11 protein-coding genes and 3 pseudogenes are annotated in these 15,635 nt (G+C 38.7%); 7 read left to right on the top strand and 7 right to left on the bottom strand.

The features are described from left to right. Positions 1 to 8: 8 nt before the first annotated feature. From B9T30_RS02150 to B9T30_RS02140, 3 genes are all read right to left on the bottom strand, one after another. Positions 9 to 1,892, bottom strand: coding sequence for a feruloyl-CoA synthase (locus B9T30_RS02150; RefSeq protein WP_171264100.1), 1,884 nt, complete (start codon positions 1,890 to 1,892; stop codon positions 9 to 11). A gap of 89 nt (positions 1,893 to 1,981) precedes the next feature. Continuing rightward, on the bottom strand, positions 1,982 to 3,433 hold the full coding sequence (locus B9T30_RS02145; RefSeq protein ID WP_086183571.1) for an aldehyde dehydrogenase: 1,452 nt from the start codon (positions 3,431 to 3,433) through the stop codon (positions 1,982 to 1,984). Between the two features lie 39 nt (positions 3,434 to 3,472). Next, entirely contained in the window at positions 3,473 to 4,306 is an 834-nt protein-coding gene (locus tag B9T30_RS02140; RefSeq protein WP_086183570.1) for a p-hydroxycinnamoyl CoA hydratase/lyase, read from the bottom strand. A gap of 266 nt (positions 4,307 to 4,572) precedes the next feature. Here B9T30_RS02140 and mhpT point away from each other — a divergent pair, with 266 nt between their 5' ends. Both mhpT and B9T30_RS02130 read left to right on the top strand, forming a co-directional pair. Continuing rightward, positions 4,573 to 5,793: a 3-(3-hydroxy-phenyl)propionate transporter MhpT gene (gene mhpT / locus B9T30_RS02135; RefSeq protein ID WP_086183569.1), complete on the top strand. Its 1,221-nt coding sequence runs from the start codon at positions 4,573 to 4,575 to the stop codon at positions 5,791 to 5,793. Positions 5,794 to 5,854: 61 nt separating this feature from the next. Next, a complete protein-coding gene (locus tag B9T30_RS02130) occupies positions 5,855 to 6,301 on the top strand; it encodes a MarR family winged helix-turn-helix transcriptional regulator (RefSeq protein ID WP_086183568.1) in 447 nt (148 codons plus the stop codon). 79 nt (positions 6,302 to 6,380) lie between these two features. Here B9T30_RS02130 and B9T30_RS02125 read toward each other — a convergent pair. From B9T30_RS02125 to B9T30_RS02115, 3 genes and pseudogenes are all read right to left on the bottom strand, one after another. Further along, a pseudogene (locus B9T30_RS02125) lies at positions 6,381 to 7,211 on the bottom strand (IS5 family transposase); the annotation flags it as partial. A gap of 164 nt (positions 7,212 to 7,375) precedes the next feature. After that, positions 7,376 to 7,758 (bottom strand): annotated as a pseudogene (locus B9T30_RS02120) (IclR family transcriptional regulator C-terminal domain-containing protein); the annotation flags it as partial. Between the two features lie 47 nt (positions 7,759 to 7,805). Beyond that, on the bottom strand, positions 7,806 to 8,615 hold the full coding sequence (locus B9T30_RS02115) for an IclR family transcriptional regulator C-terminal domain-containing protein (protein WP_086183567.1): 810 nt from the start codon (positions 8,613 to 8,615) through the stop codon (positions 7,806 to 7,808). 149 nt (positions 8,616 to 8,764) lie between these two features. On the opposite strand from B9T30_RS02115, the gene pobA reads away from it, so the two are divergent. Beyond that, entirely contained in the window at positions 8,765 to 9,994 is a 1,230-nt protein-coding gene (gene pobA / locus B9T30_RS02110; protein WP_086183707.1) for a 4-hydroxybenzoate 3-monooxygenase, read from the top strand. Positions 9,995 to 10,117: 123 nt separating this feature from the next. Here pobA and B9T30_RS16625 read toward each other — a convergent pair. Further along, positions 10,118 to 10,467, bottom strand: a pseudogene (locus B9T30_RS16625) (integrase); the annotation flags it as partial. A gap of 547 nt (positions 10,468 to 11,014) precedes the next feature. On the opposite strand from B9T30_RS16625, the gene B9T30_RS02100 reads away from it, so the two are divergent. From B9T30_RS02100 to B9T30_RS02085, 4 genes are read left to right on the top strand one after another with little or no spacing between them, the layout of a single operon-like run. Continuing rightward, positions 11,015 to 11,482 carry a spore coat U domain-containing protein gene (locus B9T30_RS02100; RefSeq protein ID WP_227518931.1) on the top strand — a complete coding sequence of 156 codons (468 nt, stop codon included), beginning with the start codon at positions 11,015 to 11,017 and terminating at the stop codon, positions 11,480 to 11,482. A gap of 35 nt (positions 11,483 to 11,517) precedes the next feature. Then, positions 11,518 to 12,243: a molecular chaperone gene (locus tag B9T30_RS02095; RefSeq protein ID WP_086183565.1), complete on the top strand. Its 726-nt coding sequence runs from the start codon at positions 11,518 to 11,520 to the stop codon at positions 12,241 to 12,243. 6 nt (positions 12,244 to 12,249) lie between these two features. Beyond that, positions 12,250 to 14,631 carry a fimbria/pilus outer membrane usher protein gene (locus tag B9T30_RS02090; RefSeq protein ID WP_086183564.1) on the top strand — a complete coding sequence of 794 codons (2,382 nt, stop codon included), beginning with the start codon at positions 12,250 to 12,252 and terminating at the stop codon, positions 14,629 to 14,631. Then, entirely contained in the window at positions 14,622 to 15,632 is a 1,011-nt protein-coding gene (locus B9T30_RS02085; RefSeq protein ID WP_143223184.1) for a spore coat protein U domain-containing protein, read from the top strand. The genes B9T30_RS02090 and B9T30_RS02085 overlap by 10 nt, the downstream gene beginning before the upstream one ends. Positions 15,633 to 15,635 lie beyond the last annotated feature (3 nt).

The following is a 15,635-nucleotide window of genomic DNA, read 5'->3' as shown; positions in this document are numbered from 1 at the left end:
GCTTAAGGCTAATTATTCAGGGTGGGAATTCTAATGATCAGCGAATGCTCAGTAACTTTGCTATATAAGGCATCGACGAGATTGCTACGTCTTTTTAAAATATTGCTTTGATTTAGATTACCTTTATCGGTCACTTCGCCCAGATCTAACTGTGGTGCTTCGGTCATCAAATACAACATGGCCACACGATTAGAACTGCCCGTGGCATCTTTATTAAATTCAATCAAGAATTGTTTAAACCAATGTTGGATTTTGGGGTGTTGTAAAATTTCTTCAGCTGAATGTTCTGTTAATTTCAAACCTGCATAAGCCGCGCACGCTTGTAATTTCGGGAAGATTAAAAAACCAATCGCATTTAAATTAGAACCCGTAACACAAACATCATGAATGAGTTGATTGCCTTGGATCAGAACTTTATTGCGTAATGTTCCGACATTGACAAAAGTACCTGTATTTAACTTGAAATCTTCGGCAATTCTGCCATCGTACATGAGGCCTTGACTTGGGTCAGATTCATCCACCAAACGGACTGCATCGCCAGTACGGTAGAAACCTTCTTCATCAAAAACTTGATTTTGTTGATTTTCAGTTAAACGCCAGTAGCCCCGCATGACATTTTGGCCACGCACACAAAATTCTAATTTGTCATGGCTGGGAACAAGTTTAATTTCACAGCCAGGTGCAGGGTAGCCAATAAAACCTGCTTTTACATGAGGCCCCGTAGAAAATGTGCAGGATGGTGCAGTCTCGGTCATCCCCAAACCACACATAATGCGAATACGTTCACCGCAATGTTCTTGGGCAATACGATCTAAACGGTTCCATCCAGCTTCTGAGAGTGCTGCACCTGCAAAAAATAAAATTTTAACTTGAGCAAAAAAGGTATTTCTTAACGCTTTATCTTTTTCTAAAGCTTCAGTCAGTTCTTCCCAACCTTTGGGCACATTTAAATATACGGTTGGAGAAATCTCTTTTAAATTTTTGATGGTTTCATCAAACTTGCCCGTAACAGGTTTACCATCATCAATATAAATGGTTCCGCCGTTGTAGAGTGCAATGCCGACATTATGGCTTCCGCCAAAAGTATGATGCCAAGATAGCCAGTCCAATAATATCGGCGGTGTATCTTCAAATTCAGGAAATGTTTGTAAAAGCATCTGTTGATTTGAACACAACATTAGATGTGTCGTCGGAACAGCTTTGGGTAGTTTTGTGGAGCCTGAAGTAAATAAGAATTTGGCAATTTGATGCTCATCTAGACATTCATAATGATCTTGAACATTATGCACTGGCGTATCAAGTAAACTTTGAAATGGTGTGCATGCCATATTGCCTAGAATTCCAGAGTTTGTAATAACTTCTACATCTGGCTTGGCACAGCTTTGAATTGCATTTGCGAAAGCTTTTCCATCATTTGCAAAAACTAATCCCGGTGTTAAAACATTGAAAACATGTTTAAGCTTGTCAAAATCTTGAGAAATTAAGGAATAAGCAGGAGAAATAGCAGAGAAGGGTACACCTGCTAGCATGGCACCCATTGACAGTAATAGATGCTCTAAATCATTCCCAGACAAAATCAGCAGCGGACGTTCGGCCGATAAATCACTGCGGTTATGTAAAGCTTGTGCAATATGCCATGCTTTTTGTACCGTATCTGAATAACTGAGTTTCGTCCATTCACCTTGAGCATTTCGTTTTGCAGCAAAGGTTCGATCGGGATGTGATTCAGCATACTGGAGTAAGCGATCCGTCAGTTTTTGCGGATAATCTTTCAATTGTTCTTTTGGAGATATATAGAGCGTTTCATTATCATAATGAAAATTAATTTCATGCCCACCAAGTCTGACTAAACGCTCTGGATAGTTTTGTGGGGCAGCATTCATTTGCGCCATTGCCTTACTCCATATCAATTTTTTTATAACTATTTTTAGTCCATTTGAATCAAGAGTCTATTTTTCTTACTCTTGATCCCTATCTATATTTAAATTGGATAGTGTCTTGGGGTTGTTTGAATGGTAATCCAACGCAGCTCAGTAAATTCGGCAATCGATACTTTGCTACCAAAGCGACCATAACCACTTTGTTTTACACCACCAAATGGCATTTGCGCTTCATCATGAACCGTTGCACCATTAATATGACAAATCCCTGATTCGATTTGTTTTGCTACTGCTAAAGCTTGAACAATATCTTGACTAAATACTGCGGAAGACAAACCAAATTCACTGTCATTGGCAAGTTGAATGGCTTCTTCATCCGTTTTAAAGCGTTGAATCGTGCATACAGGTGCAAATGATTCTTCACGATAGAGCTTCATTTCTTGAGTAATATTCACAATGATAGTCGGCTGCATCATAGCACCCTGAATATGAATTCCGAGTGGCAAATCCGCCCCTTTTTCTTGAGCATCTTCTAATAAAAGACGTAATCGATTTGCAGCTTTTTCACTTTCTAATACACCCAAAGGGTAATTCCCTTGAAGTGGATTAGCAGCCTCAATAGTTTTGGTTTTTTCAATTAATTTTTCAATAAATTGGTCGGCAATTTGGTCATCAACTAAAACACGTTCCGTCGACATACAAATTTGCCCTTGGTTAAAAAAGGCGCCAAATGCAACTGCATTTACTGCATCTTCAAGATTAGCTTTATCAAGAACCAGTACTGGTGCTTTACCACCGAGTTCAAGTAATACGGGTTTTAAATATTTTGCCGCAGTCTCAGCAATAATCTTTCCGACATGCGTCGAACCTGTAAAGTTAATCCGTTTGGTAAGAGGGTGTGAAATTAAGCGCTCTACAATTTGAGGCGCATCGGCGGCAGAATGCGTGATTACATTCACAACACCTTCGCCTAATCCCGCTTCAAGTAATACTTCGCCAATGAGGCGATGCGTGGCAGGGCAGGCTTCTGACGCTTTTAATACCACAGTGTTGCCACAAGCCAAAGGCATTGCTAGTGCCCGTGTGGCCAAAATAACGGGAGCATTCCAAGGTGCCATACCGACAATAACACCACAGGGTACACGAATACCCATAGCCAAGTTACCTGGTACATCAGATGGAATAATACTGCCATCAATCTGTGTGGTCATGGCTGCGGCTTCTCTAAGCATATTGGCTGCAAGGTGAACATTAAACCCATACCATGTGGCAGTTGAACCTGTTTCACGCATACCAATCTGGATAAATTGTTCAGTCTTTTGATCCATCAGATCAGCAGCTTTTAATAATCTTAAGCGACGTTCAGTCGGTGACAATTTAGACCAGACATCAAATGCCCGATGTGCTGATTCAATTGCTTTATCGACATCTTCAAGCGTTGCTGCTGAAGCAACTGATGCTACCGTGCCATCAATTGGGCTAATTCGCTCAAAAGTTTGTGCTGAACTTGAATTTACAGATTGTCCGTGAATCAGTAACTGTACATTTTGCATGGGTAATGTTTCCTTACATGTCCATTAATGAGTGTGGAATTAGCCAGTACGTTTATAGCTTTGTAACCCTGGTTTAATGGTTTTTTCATCTAAGAACTGTTTTAAACCTTCTTCACGGCCACCTTCGGTATCACGGTGAATACACTGATCAAGTTTTGCGTATAAATAATCTTCATTTTGATCCCAAGTCAGTTCACGACAGCGCTTGAAGCCATTTTTAGCAGTACGCAGTACAACAGGGTTTTTCTCCAGCAGAATATTGGCCAGTTCAGTAACTTCTGCTTTTAACTGTTCGAGTGGAACACTTTTATTTACTAGACCCATTTTTTCAGCTTCTTGGCCTGTAAATGTTTTACCGGTCATAATGTAATAAAGTGCAGTACGATGGCCTACAGTGTCTGCCATAGCTTTACTCACCAAATTTCCGGGTGGAATCCCCCAGTTAATTTCAGACAGACCAAATGTGGCTTCATCAGCTGAAATGGCCAAGTCACAGGCTACTAAAGGTGAAAAACCACCACCAAAACACCAGCCATTGACCATCGCAATGGTTGGTTTAGAGTACATACGAAGTAATTGCCACTGCCAACGACATGAGTCACGACGAATACGCTCATTGTAGATTTCAGGCTGTGAATCTACCTCACGGAAGTATTCTTTTAAGTCCATTCCCGCTGTCCAAGAATCGCCTGCACCAGTAAGTACAACAACACCGGCTTCTTGATCTAATTCTAATGTTTCTAAAACATCAATCATTTCTTTATTGAGAGTAGGACTCATTGCATTTTTCTTTTCTGGGCGGTTTAACGTCACCCAAGCAATACCAGCTTCTACTTTGACATCCACTGTTTTCCAACGATTTTCATAAGTCATTTTTGTTTCTCCATGATGACTGAGGGTTGCTACATGGGTTTTAATTTAATATCAGTTAAACTTACATTCAAGTCTTTTTTAACTTATTTTGTATTTATTTTATAAACTACTGTATTTATTCATTTTAATAAACATTATTTAATTTTTACAAAAATAATGGTTGTTTTTTATATAAGTTTAGGTGATATTTTTAACGTTATTTTTTGCAAAGAAAAATAGCTATACAGGATGTGTATTAATTAAAATTGAAGACAAGGATAATGCGAATGGAAAAAAGTGTAAGCCATTCAGGGAAAGCCACATTAACGCTTGCTCTGTGTTTTGCTATCGCAATTTTTGAGGGTTTTGACCTGCAATCAATGGGCGTAGCAGCACCGCGTATGCGAGCAGAATTTGGTTTGGATAATGCTCAAATGGCATGGGCATTTAGCGCAGCAACGTTGGGAACATTGCCCGGAGCTTTATTAGGTGGTCGTTTTGCAGATAAAATTGGACGAAAAAAAGTATTAATGTTCAGTATCTTACTTTTTGGAATTATGTCGATTTTAACTGCTTTTGCAAGTCAATATAGCGTATTGATTCTAATTCGTTTCTTAACAGGATTAGGCATGGGCGGAGCCTTACCCATGATGATTACTTTGGCTTCGGAAGCGGTCTCAGATAAATACAAAGGAACGGCTGTCAGTATTATGTACAGTGGTATTCCTTTTGGCGGTATGCTGACATCATTTGTGGCAATGGCTTTAGCTGGGGACAGTGAATGGCGTCATATTTTTTACATTGGAGGATTGGCTCCAGTATTCATGATTCCGTTATTACTGAAGTTTTTACCCGAATCGAATGCGTATTTGGTTAAAGGCTCTCAAGCGACAGTACCATTTATGCAGGTGCTTTTTGCCAAAGAACGCCGTTTCTCTACGGTACAAATTTGGATTAGTTTTTTCTGTACCTTGGTGGTTTTATATTTCTTATTAAACTGGTTACCGCTATTGATGGGTGCGCAAGGTTTATCAAAAAATGAAGCCAATTATGTGCAAATTGGTTACAACATTGGTGGAATATTTGGTTCAATACTCATGGGATTCTTGCTAGATAAGCTACGCATGAGTTTTGTGATTAAGCTGATTTACGCTGGAATTTTGGTTGCATTATGTTGTCTTGCTATTTCTCCAACAGTTGCATTACTTTCACTATCAGCAATTGGTTGTGGATTATTTATTGTGGGTGGGCAATCGGCACTTTATGGCTTAGCTGCCAGATTTTATCCAACAGAAATGCGTGGGACTGGCGTAGGTGCTGCTGTTGCAGTGGGTCGTATTGGTTCCTTTGCAGGGCCATTATTGGCAGGAATGCTGTTGTCTTTTGGTTCAAGCGCTGGAATGGTAATCGGGGCGAGTATTCCAATGATTTTACTTGCTGCAATAGCTGCGTTAATGCTGGTAGGTAAACCTAAGCAACAAACGCAAGTATTAAGCAGTTCCACTTAATTATTTGATTTGAAGTATGATCTAATAGGTCATACTTCATCATATTTAATCCAGAGTAGATATGCCCAACAACTTAATGAAATCAAATGAAAATCAATCACCTAAACTCAGTTATATGATTGCTCGAGTGGATCGGATTATTAGTAAATTATTAACAGAACAACTTAAACAGCTCAATATAACGTTACCGCAGTACACTGCGTTGTCAGTACTTGCAGCTAGAGGAAGTCTGTCAAATGCTAAATTGGCAGAGCGTTCATTTATAAAACCTCAGTCAGCCAATAAAATTTTGCAAGATTTATTAAGTTTGGGCTGGATTGAAAAGCATTCTGATCCAACACATGGTCGAAGAATCTTAATTCAGCTCACTGCAAGTGGTCAGAATAAAATTGCTGAATGTAATTTGATTGTGGAAGCTCTAGAGCAAAAAATGCTAAAAGGTGTCGATATTAATTTAGCCTTACTGATTCGAAATAATTTAGAAATTATGGTCAATAATTTGAAATAATCCAAACTGGAAACATCGTAGAGTAAGAGCTTTGTTGCACAAAGATTTAAAAGTTAACACTGCTCTAAACTATTCAAATTTAAGACATGAGAAGCACTGCTTTGCAAGGGGTGTGAGGTCTGCCTAGTTCAGTGAATCTATTCAACACTGCTACACGTGCATGAATTTCATTTCCCTGACTTTGAAAGCTTTTTGAATTCAATTTATCTCCTAATAGCATTAATACAATACATCTTGTTTTCTACCAAACTTCGACGATGGTAACTAGACCTATTTTCCCCAATAGTCCTGCCTAAGTACGGCACTATTTCGAGTAATTGATTACGCTCTAAGGAGCTTGCCCTTGAGTCTTTCCATGGCTTGGCATTCTTTCGTGGCGGAATCACCGCATGTGCTTGCCGACCTGTAATCTCATGACGGTATTGCCTAGTATCATAAGCTCATTTGTATAGACTGAATCAATTTGTTCTTCTTGTGGAATCTAATCGAGCAAACACCAAGTACTTATGAATCACAGACATTGTTTGTGGTGGGGTAAACTGCCCGTATTTGCAGGGTTTCAGCATCTATACCGATGTGCAGTTTATGCCATTGTCAGCGATATTCAGGCTGATGCCTCTTACGCTGCCATTCTCGTTCGCCTAGAAATTTTAAACTTTGCGAAGCAGTGCTTCTCATGTCTACAAGTAGATGTAATCCACCACTATTTTTTTGATAGTTTATCGAAATATCAATATGCTTCTGTCTTTTACATATGATTGAGGACGAATATCACTGATATTCGGAGCCGTCCAATCTAATCCAGATAATTTATCAGGCTTTGAAAAACACCAGTGACCATACGTAAAGATAATCGAAATAAGGATCTGATCATTAGGCAGCATTGAATCGCTGTATCTGAATAGGTTTGTGCAACAAAGCCGTTTGAGGATGCCTCATTTGTTACAGGAGGGAATTATGCCATTGATGGTTGATATGTCACACAATAATAGAATAGTAATGGAGATATTGTTTTTGGTGGATTTAAATCACATTCCTTAATTTCCGCTCGGTTTCTAAGAGTCACGGCATAATTTATTGAACCAAATATTCTTTCGTTTTTTTACTAATAGGGGAAACAATATTCAATGTCACGACAACATTACCTTTTGGCCCGTATATCGGTACAGCAAGTGCATGAACACCTAATTCATGTTCTTGACTGGAATAACACCAATCTTGTTCTTTAATTTCCTTAAGAATTTTTAGAAAGGTATTGTTGTCTGTACAGCTAAATTTAGTTAACCGTTGTAATGAATATTTTTCTAACCATTTTTTTGCTCTTCTAAATCTAGATAGGCGAGTAAAGTTTTACCTGCTGATGTTGCATGTGCAGGTAAATGGTTTCTTAAATGTAGTCCAGATGGGTTAACAAGATCTGTTTGCTGGTGTACGGCGTTTAGGGCAATGGTAATGGCATTCTGGTTTAATACTGGCAGGCATTTTTTGATGATTAATCACTCTATTAAATCATTGCTCTAATTTCATAAGCTGTATTTTGAAGTAAAGGTAAAATACTCTGAATGAGGTATTCCTCTGTAACACGGTTAACTTGTGACATACAGTTCAAAGCTGCAATGGTTTTACCTTGACGGTTCAATACTGGTACAGCAATTGCAATAACCCCAAGTTCGTGTTCTTCTTTTGATAGGCAATAATTTTGCTGAGCCACTTGATTAAGCACTTGATAAAATGCCGATTCATATTGGAGCGTAAAAGGCGTTAGACGTTTTAAACCATATTTACTGAACCAATTTTTTTGTTCTTCTTGATTTAATGCTGCAAGTAAAACTTTACCCGTAGATGTTGCATGAGCAGGCAAACGATTGCCTAAATGCATACCATCAGGACTGGCACGCATATTATCTTGCTGGGGTAAAAAACTTCGTGCAATAGGCACGATTTCATCATCATCTAAAACGACAATTGAAAATGTCAGCGTGGTTTGCATACACAAAATATTTAAAATAGGCTGGGCAACTTTGGGTAAATGTGCAGAACTTAAATAAGAACTCGAAAAGCGTAGAACTTTATGGGTTAACCAAAAAGAATGTTCGTCCGTTTCTAAATAACCTAAAAACTTTAAAGTTCGTAAGTAACGTCTTGCTGCGGTACGGCTAATTCCTGTACGTTCAGCAATTTGAGTTGCATTGAGCTTTTGCCGATCAATCCCAAAGGCTTCTAACAAAGCTAAGCCTTTGGCAAGCCCAGAAATATAATCATCATTTGTGATTGTTTCACCTGAAGTCTTATTTTTAATTAAATCATAGCGCATGAAGCATCCTTGCTGATAAAGCATCAATTTATGATGTTTTGTCCGTTATACGGTCAATATCACCGCAATACGGTGAATATTCACGTTTTACTATAGCTGAAATTTTATAAAAAATTTAGTTTAAGTAGATAGGACAGGGAAGATAAATGATGGAAATTTTAAACACTAAAGTTGCAATTATTGGTTCAGGACCGGCAGGATTATTGCTGGGACAGCTTCTTTATAAAGCGGGCATTGAACATATTATTATTGAACAACGCAGTGCAGATTATGTTTCTGCACGTATTCGTGCTGGTATTCTTGAACAAGTTTCGGTTGATTTACTTAAACAAGCAGGTGTAGACCAACAGTTAAATGAATTAGGTTTACCTCATCATGGAATAGAGATTTTAACCAATGGTGAAAAACATCGTATTGATTTATCCGCTTTAACGCATGGAAAACAGGTGACAGTTTATGGTCAAACTGAAGTCACTAAAGATTTAATGCATGCACGTGATGAAGCCAAGCTAACTTCATTTTATGAAGTGAATAATGTCAAAGTACATGAATTTTATGATCTACCTTATGTGACTTTTAACAAAGATGGGCAAGAATATCGCGTCAATTGTGACTTTATTGCAGGGTGTGATGGATATCATGGTGTATGTCGTGCCAGTGTGCCAACAGATAAAATTAAAACATTTGAAAAAGTATATCCATTTGGCTGGTTAGGTATTTTGGCGGATGTGCCACCAGTATCTGATGAGTTGATTTATGTGCAGTCTGAACGTGGCTTTGCGCTTTGCAGCATGCGATCAAGTACACGGAGCCGTTATTATTTACAAGTGCCTTTAACTGATAAAGTAGAGGATTGGTCAGATGAACGTTTCTGGGATGAACTAAGAAACCGTCTAGATAAAGAAAGCTGTGAGCATTTAGTTACAGGGCCTTCAATTGAAAAAAGTATTGCACCTTTACGCAGTTTTGTAACCGAGCCGATGCGTTTTGGAAACTTATTCTTAGCAGGTGATGCCGCACATATTGTTCCTCCAACTGGTGCTAAAGGCCTGAATTTGGCAGCCTCTGATATTGCATATTTATCTAGTGCATTAATAGAATATTACTTAAATGGTTCTAAGCAAGGCATTGATGAATATTCTGAAAAATGCCTAAAACGGGTATGGAAAGCTGAACGTTTCTCTTGGTGGATGACCCATTTATTGCACCGTTTTGAAACTGAAAGTGAGTTTGATATTAAAATCAAACAAGCTGAGCTTGCTTATATTCTGGGCTCAGAAGCAGGGCAAACGACTTTAGCTGAAAACTATGTTGGACTTCCTTATGAACTCAAAAAGTTTGATGAATTAAAAAAGGTAAGCATAAAATATGCAACATAAAAAGTGAATTGTGTTGCAAATACTGAAGACTTTTACTTGGAATATCCTAAACAGCATATTATAAAAGTCTTCTGCTCGTTAAGGCAGAAGTTTAATAATATGCTGTTTATTCAAATAAGTAACTTATTCATCACATAACATAGCGTAATCAGTCATTAATCTTTTACATTTTTTCTAAATAAGCTGCTTCAAAACTCATCTGGTAACTTATGTGTAAGTACATGTTCACAAACTTCATGTGGGTAATCAGTTTTATTAGCAGACTAGTCACGAAATGTAGAGCAGAAACCATGAATAGTAATGACACAATTTTGTTTTAGATTAATATAGCCTAAGCAATTTTATTTAGGCTTCTGTTCGTGCATACATTTAATTAAATCAGTCAAAGACATATTGGAAAGTATGTCACTCTGAAAAGGTGCTGAAACGATATGGTTTTGAACTTGGGTCTCAACTTGAGTCGATTCAATAAGTCAGCAGAACTATGATTGATAAAATATTCCATTGCTATGGTGTAATAGAAAATTGTGATGATTTATAATTAAAACTAAACGTTACTAACGAGTAACGTATAATCATCTATAAGAAATAATTAAAAAAATAATAAAATATAAAGCATTAAAAAATAGTAGTAAGAAATTAAATTTATAAAAAATATATCAATTATTTAAGTTGTAAATATGACTGTCACCGCTTCCGCCAAATATCTAAAAAGACTCTTGATGATCAAGGATCTTTTTTTGTCTGTAATTTCCCTTACAACTTACGGTAACTCCCCCTAAAAATAAAAGAATCTAAAAGTAGAATTTTTGCTTAAAAGTCTAGGCACGAGATTCTTGCATAAACTCAGCACACATCATGTGGGGACAAGGTTAAATAAGGGGGATGAATATCTAAAATAATAGGATGAATTTTATAATTAAATTTTTACTTAAGTGCTTTACAAGATCAAAAAAAAGCCTATAATCCACCCCATATTTTAATTTAATGTGTCATCCTTCACATTATATGGGGCATTTCATGAAAAAAGTCATTGTTTCGGCAGTTCTAGGTTTTTCTTCTCTTTTTACAGTAGCGTATGCAGCAGGCACTGATTCTACTCAATTTGAGGTTAAACTTACAGTAAATGAATCATGTAAGTTTACTGCGGCTCAAGACGTGGAATTTGCTTCTGTTGATCGTTCTACTAAATCTGCAAGCAATGCGAAAGGCCAGTTAAATGTTACTTGTACTTTAAATACACCCTATAAAATTGCTTTGGCAGGTAATGGTGAAATGAGTAATACCAATACTGCTTCAACCAGTAAAGTTCCATATAAATTGTATCAAGACTCTACCCGTACAACAGAGTGGGATGCTATCAACTTATTATCAAAAACAGGTAATGGTAAAGACCAAGCAATTCCTGTCTATGCTAAGTTAGCGGGTGATACCAACGTTGAAGCTGGTAATTATGTAGATACAGTAGTTGCAACTGTAACTTACTAATGGGTTAGAGCTGTACGAATAGAGTGACGCAGTATATGAACAAATTGAGACAATTCATTTGTACTTCTATCGTTTCACTTTATTCGCTGAGCAGTTTGGCAGCCAGTCTGCAAGTTGCTCCAATTTCTGTTTCATTCTCTCCGCAGGAAAAAGCCAAAGAAATATGGCTGACCAATACCAGTGAACGACCTATTCGGGCGCAAACTCGCGTGCTGATTTGGTCGCAAGTTTCAGGTCAGGATCAAGTGAATCCTACACGAGACTTGGTTGCCAGCCCATCGATTACAGAAATTAAAGCGGGTGAGCAGCAGCTGATCCGAATTATTCGTATTGCCTCACAAAATACCGCGGTAGAACAGACTTACCGCTTATTGATTGATGAACTGCCAAGTTCAGGACAAGCCGATGCACAGACCGGCTTGCAGTTATTATTACAGTATTCTATTCCAGTTTTTATCCAGCCTACTGACAGTATTGCTATGCGCAATGGTTTAACGCTGTTAAATCAGGTGAGTTTTCAATATCAGAATCAACAGCTGATTGTGCAGAACAATGCGAAAAGCCATATTCGGATGAGTGAGTTAACCTATATCAATCCAAATGGCGAAAGAATACCGTTAATCAATGGTCTGGTGGGCTATGCACTTGCTGGTCAGACTATGCGCTGGGATATTCCTGAGTCTAAAAAAATACTCCCAAATGGTAAGTTTGAAGCCAGAATCAATAGTGATGGTTTAGCACAGATGCTTCCCATCCAATAAACTGTAATGAGAAAAAAGTTCGCTGACTGTGGCCCATTATTTCAAGCATTGCTGTGTACGTATTGTTTATCCAGTACTTTGGTCATTGCCAGCGAAACCGTCAGTTTAGAAGATGATGGTATTAAGCAGCAGGAGCTGTATTTAAGTATTGTGTTGAATCAGGCATCTAGCTCAACTTTTGGGCACTTTATTCAAACACCACACGATTTACTGATTTCACGGACGACCCTGCAAGAACTGCAATTAAAAGTCAGTGTACCTGATGCTCCCCAGCATGCAGGTTTTATCAGTTTGTCTCAAATTTCTGGTTTAAGCTACAATTACAATGCCGCTGCGCAAAGTATCCATTTGGATGTAGCTGTCTCTTTTTTGCAGAACAATACTGTAGCAGGATTTATTCCGATTGAAGCCGCCAAAGTCAATGCTCAGCAGATTAAACCGGGTGTGCTTTTCAATTACGATTTTTATGCCCAAGCCACTGAAGATGTTTGGTCTTTAAGCGGCTGGAATGAGCTACGTTTTTTTGGTTTTGGAGCGGGCAGTGTTTTAAGTATTTCTGCTAACCATGCTTATACCGAGTCAAAGACATCGGAAGAACTGAATAGCCAGATTTTAGATACTTATTGGCAAAAGGATTTTACTAATCGGGCGCTGACATTAACATTAGGCGATAGTCAGTCGCGCGCTTTAGATTGGAGTCGCTCGACCCGCATTTCAGGCATTAAACTGGCAAAAAACTATAATTTACAGCCGTACCAAGTGACTTCACCATTAGCCTCATTTAAAGATTCAGTGCTATTGCCGTCAACGGTAGATTTATTAATTAATGGTATTCAGCAAAGCAGCAGTGAAGTGCTTCCAGGGCAGTTCAATATTCAGACTGCACCGTCAATTACAGGTGCGGGAACAGCGCAGTTATTAATTACCGATTTGAATGGACAGCAACGGATTGTCAACTTTTCCTTATTTGGCACTTCACAGTTATTGCAGCAAGGTTTATCCGACTGGGATGTGAGTCTGGGGGTGAATAAACTGAATTATGCGGTCAAGTCATTTAGCTATGGGCATGATCTTTTAATGAATGCCACTTTTCGGCACGGTTTAAGCAATAATACGACATTGGAAAGTCATACTGAATATTCAAATGATGTGGCTTTAGCAGGATTTGGTATTGTACACCGCTTGCCAAATACTTTGGGGGTGTTAAATGGCTCTTATAGTTATAGCGAATTAAATCAACAGGCAGGGCAGGCTTTTTCAGCAGGTTATGAGTGGAATAACCGCTTGATCAACTTTTCTATGCATCATCAGCAAAGTGACGGTAATTTTGGTGATTTGGCGAGTGGTTTGGGCTATACCTATATTGACCGCTCTGATCATATTTTCTTCGGGGTGAATACGCCTTTTGGTCAATTTGGCAGCAGTTATGCAGCGCAGCAATATCAAGGGATTGATAATGAATATCTGATCTTTAATTGGTCTTATTATTTTCCTTCCAAGAGTTATTTAACCTTGAATATGACGCGTGATTTAAATGAAAAAAGTAATACTTTTTTTATGTCACTGAATATTCCGTTAGACCGTCAGACCAATGCCACCATGAATGCGCAAAAAAATACGGAACGTAATAAGGTGTCGGCAAGTGTGCGTAAAACGGCTTTGCAAAATCAAGCAGATTGGGGCTGGCAAAGCAACATCGAATATAGTGATTCAAGTAATTATAGTTTACAGGGACAGTTGCAGCGGGAAACTTCAGTTGGACAATGGGATCTAGGTTTTCAAAATGCCAAGATTAACGATGAAGATTATAGCACTGTCATTGGGTCAGCACGTGGCAGTTTGGTGATGATGAACCGCAATCTTTTTGCCATGCGTCAATCGCTGAATTCATTTGCTGTGGTGTCTACCGAAGGTGTGGCCGATATTCCTGTACGGCTGGAAAATCGTCTCGTGGGTAAAACCAATCGAAAGGGACTGTTATTAATCGATTCATTAAATCCATATCAGCATAATGTGGTGTCTATAGATACGTTAGATTTACCACTGGAATATAAAATTGAATCGACACAAATAGATGCAGTTCCTTATAGCTCTAGTGGCGTGTATGTGAATTTTCCAGTGTATAAAATGCGTTCGGTACAATGGGTTGCAGTCGATAAACAGAATCAGCCTTTAAAAATGGGAAGCCGAGTGTGGGTACAGAAAACTGCGCCTAATTTAGACAATGTTGAACATACGATTGTTGGGCGAGATGGCATGATTTATTTAGAAAATCCAGCTGCATCAACAGTTTTTGTCGAGCAAATGGGGCAGGTTTGCCGTATAGACTTGCCTGATTTTTCAGCGCAATATGGTTTTCTAGACTTGGGGAATTTAACGTGCCAATAATAATGAATATTCACCATACGCAGCGTTCAGGGCTGTTACTGGCATATTGGATTTTTGCCCTAATGCTGCCTTTTGCCCTGATGAGTGTTAGTTCATCTGCTCAAGCATCTGGTTCGTGTTGGTTGTCTGGCCCCGCTTTGAATTTCGGTTCGGTATCGGGTAAAGGAAAAACCAGCTATACCAATTGGCAAGTGACGTGTAATCAATATGGTCATACTAAAACGGTCAATGTGGCTTTGTGTCCTTATGCGACCGCGGGTGGTTTAGGTTTGTCCAATAACCGTCGCCAAATGGTTTCTTATGGGGCAACACACTCCTATATTAGTTATGACTTGTTTTATGATCCCGCTTTGACCCAGCGGATGGATACGCAAGCCAATTTATCGACATTAACATGTACCTATAAAACTTTTACGGTGAATGAAAACCAGAAAGTTTTCGATCTCCCCATTTATGGTTATATTTATGCGGGGCAAAATGTTAGAGCTGCAGATTATAAAAATAATAATGATACGCAAGTCAGTCTATTATATGCCTTTAGTCAGGACAAACAGCCAACTACAGAAGATGTATTGGCATCTCAGTCTAAAAATCCAAGCAGCAACAGTTTGAGTGTCACGACAAACTATGAAAACAGTTGTAATTTGATTTCTGCATCCGATCTGAATTTTGGTCACATGAATGATTTATCTCAGGCAGTGACTAGTTCGACAACGGTAACTTTGTCTTGCCCCTTGAATACGTCTTGGAAAGTGAATTTAGATCAGGGAATGAACTATGACGGCACGACACGTCGTATGCGCAAAGGTTCAGACTATATTGCCTATGAATTATATCGCGATGCGCAGTACAGTCATCTGTGGAACAATAGCGGTGCATCACAGGGTACGGGCAACAATGGCACACAGACGATTCCTATTTATGGAAAGGCTGGGCCAAGTTCAGCGGCTGTACCTGCGGGAGAATATCAGGACACCATTACAGTGACGCTAACCTATTAGTAA

It is taken from the genome of Acinetobacter sp. ANC 4973 (assembly GCF_002135275.1).
Lineage (GTDB): Bacteria > Pseudomonadota > Gammaproteobacteria > Pseudomonadales > Moraxellaceae > Acinetobacter > Acinetobacter kyonggiensis.
This window is presented reverse-complemented; position numbering and strand designations above follow the sequence as displayed.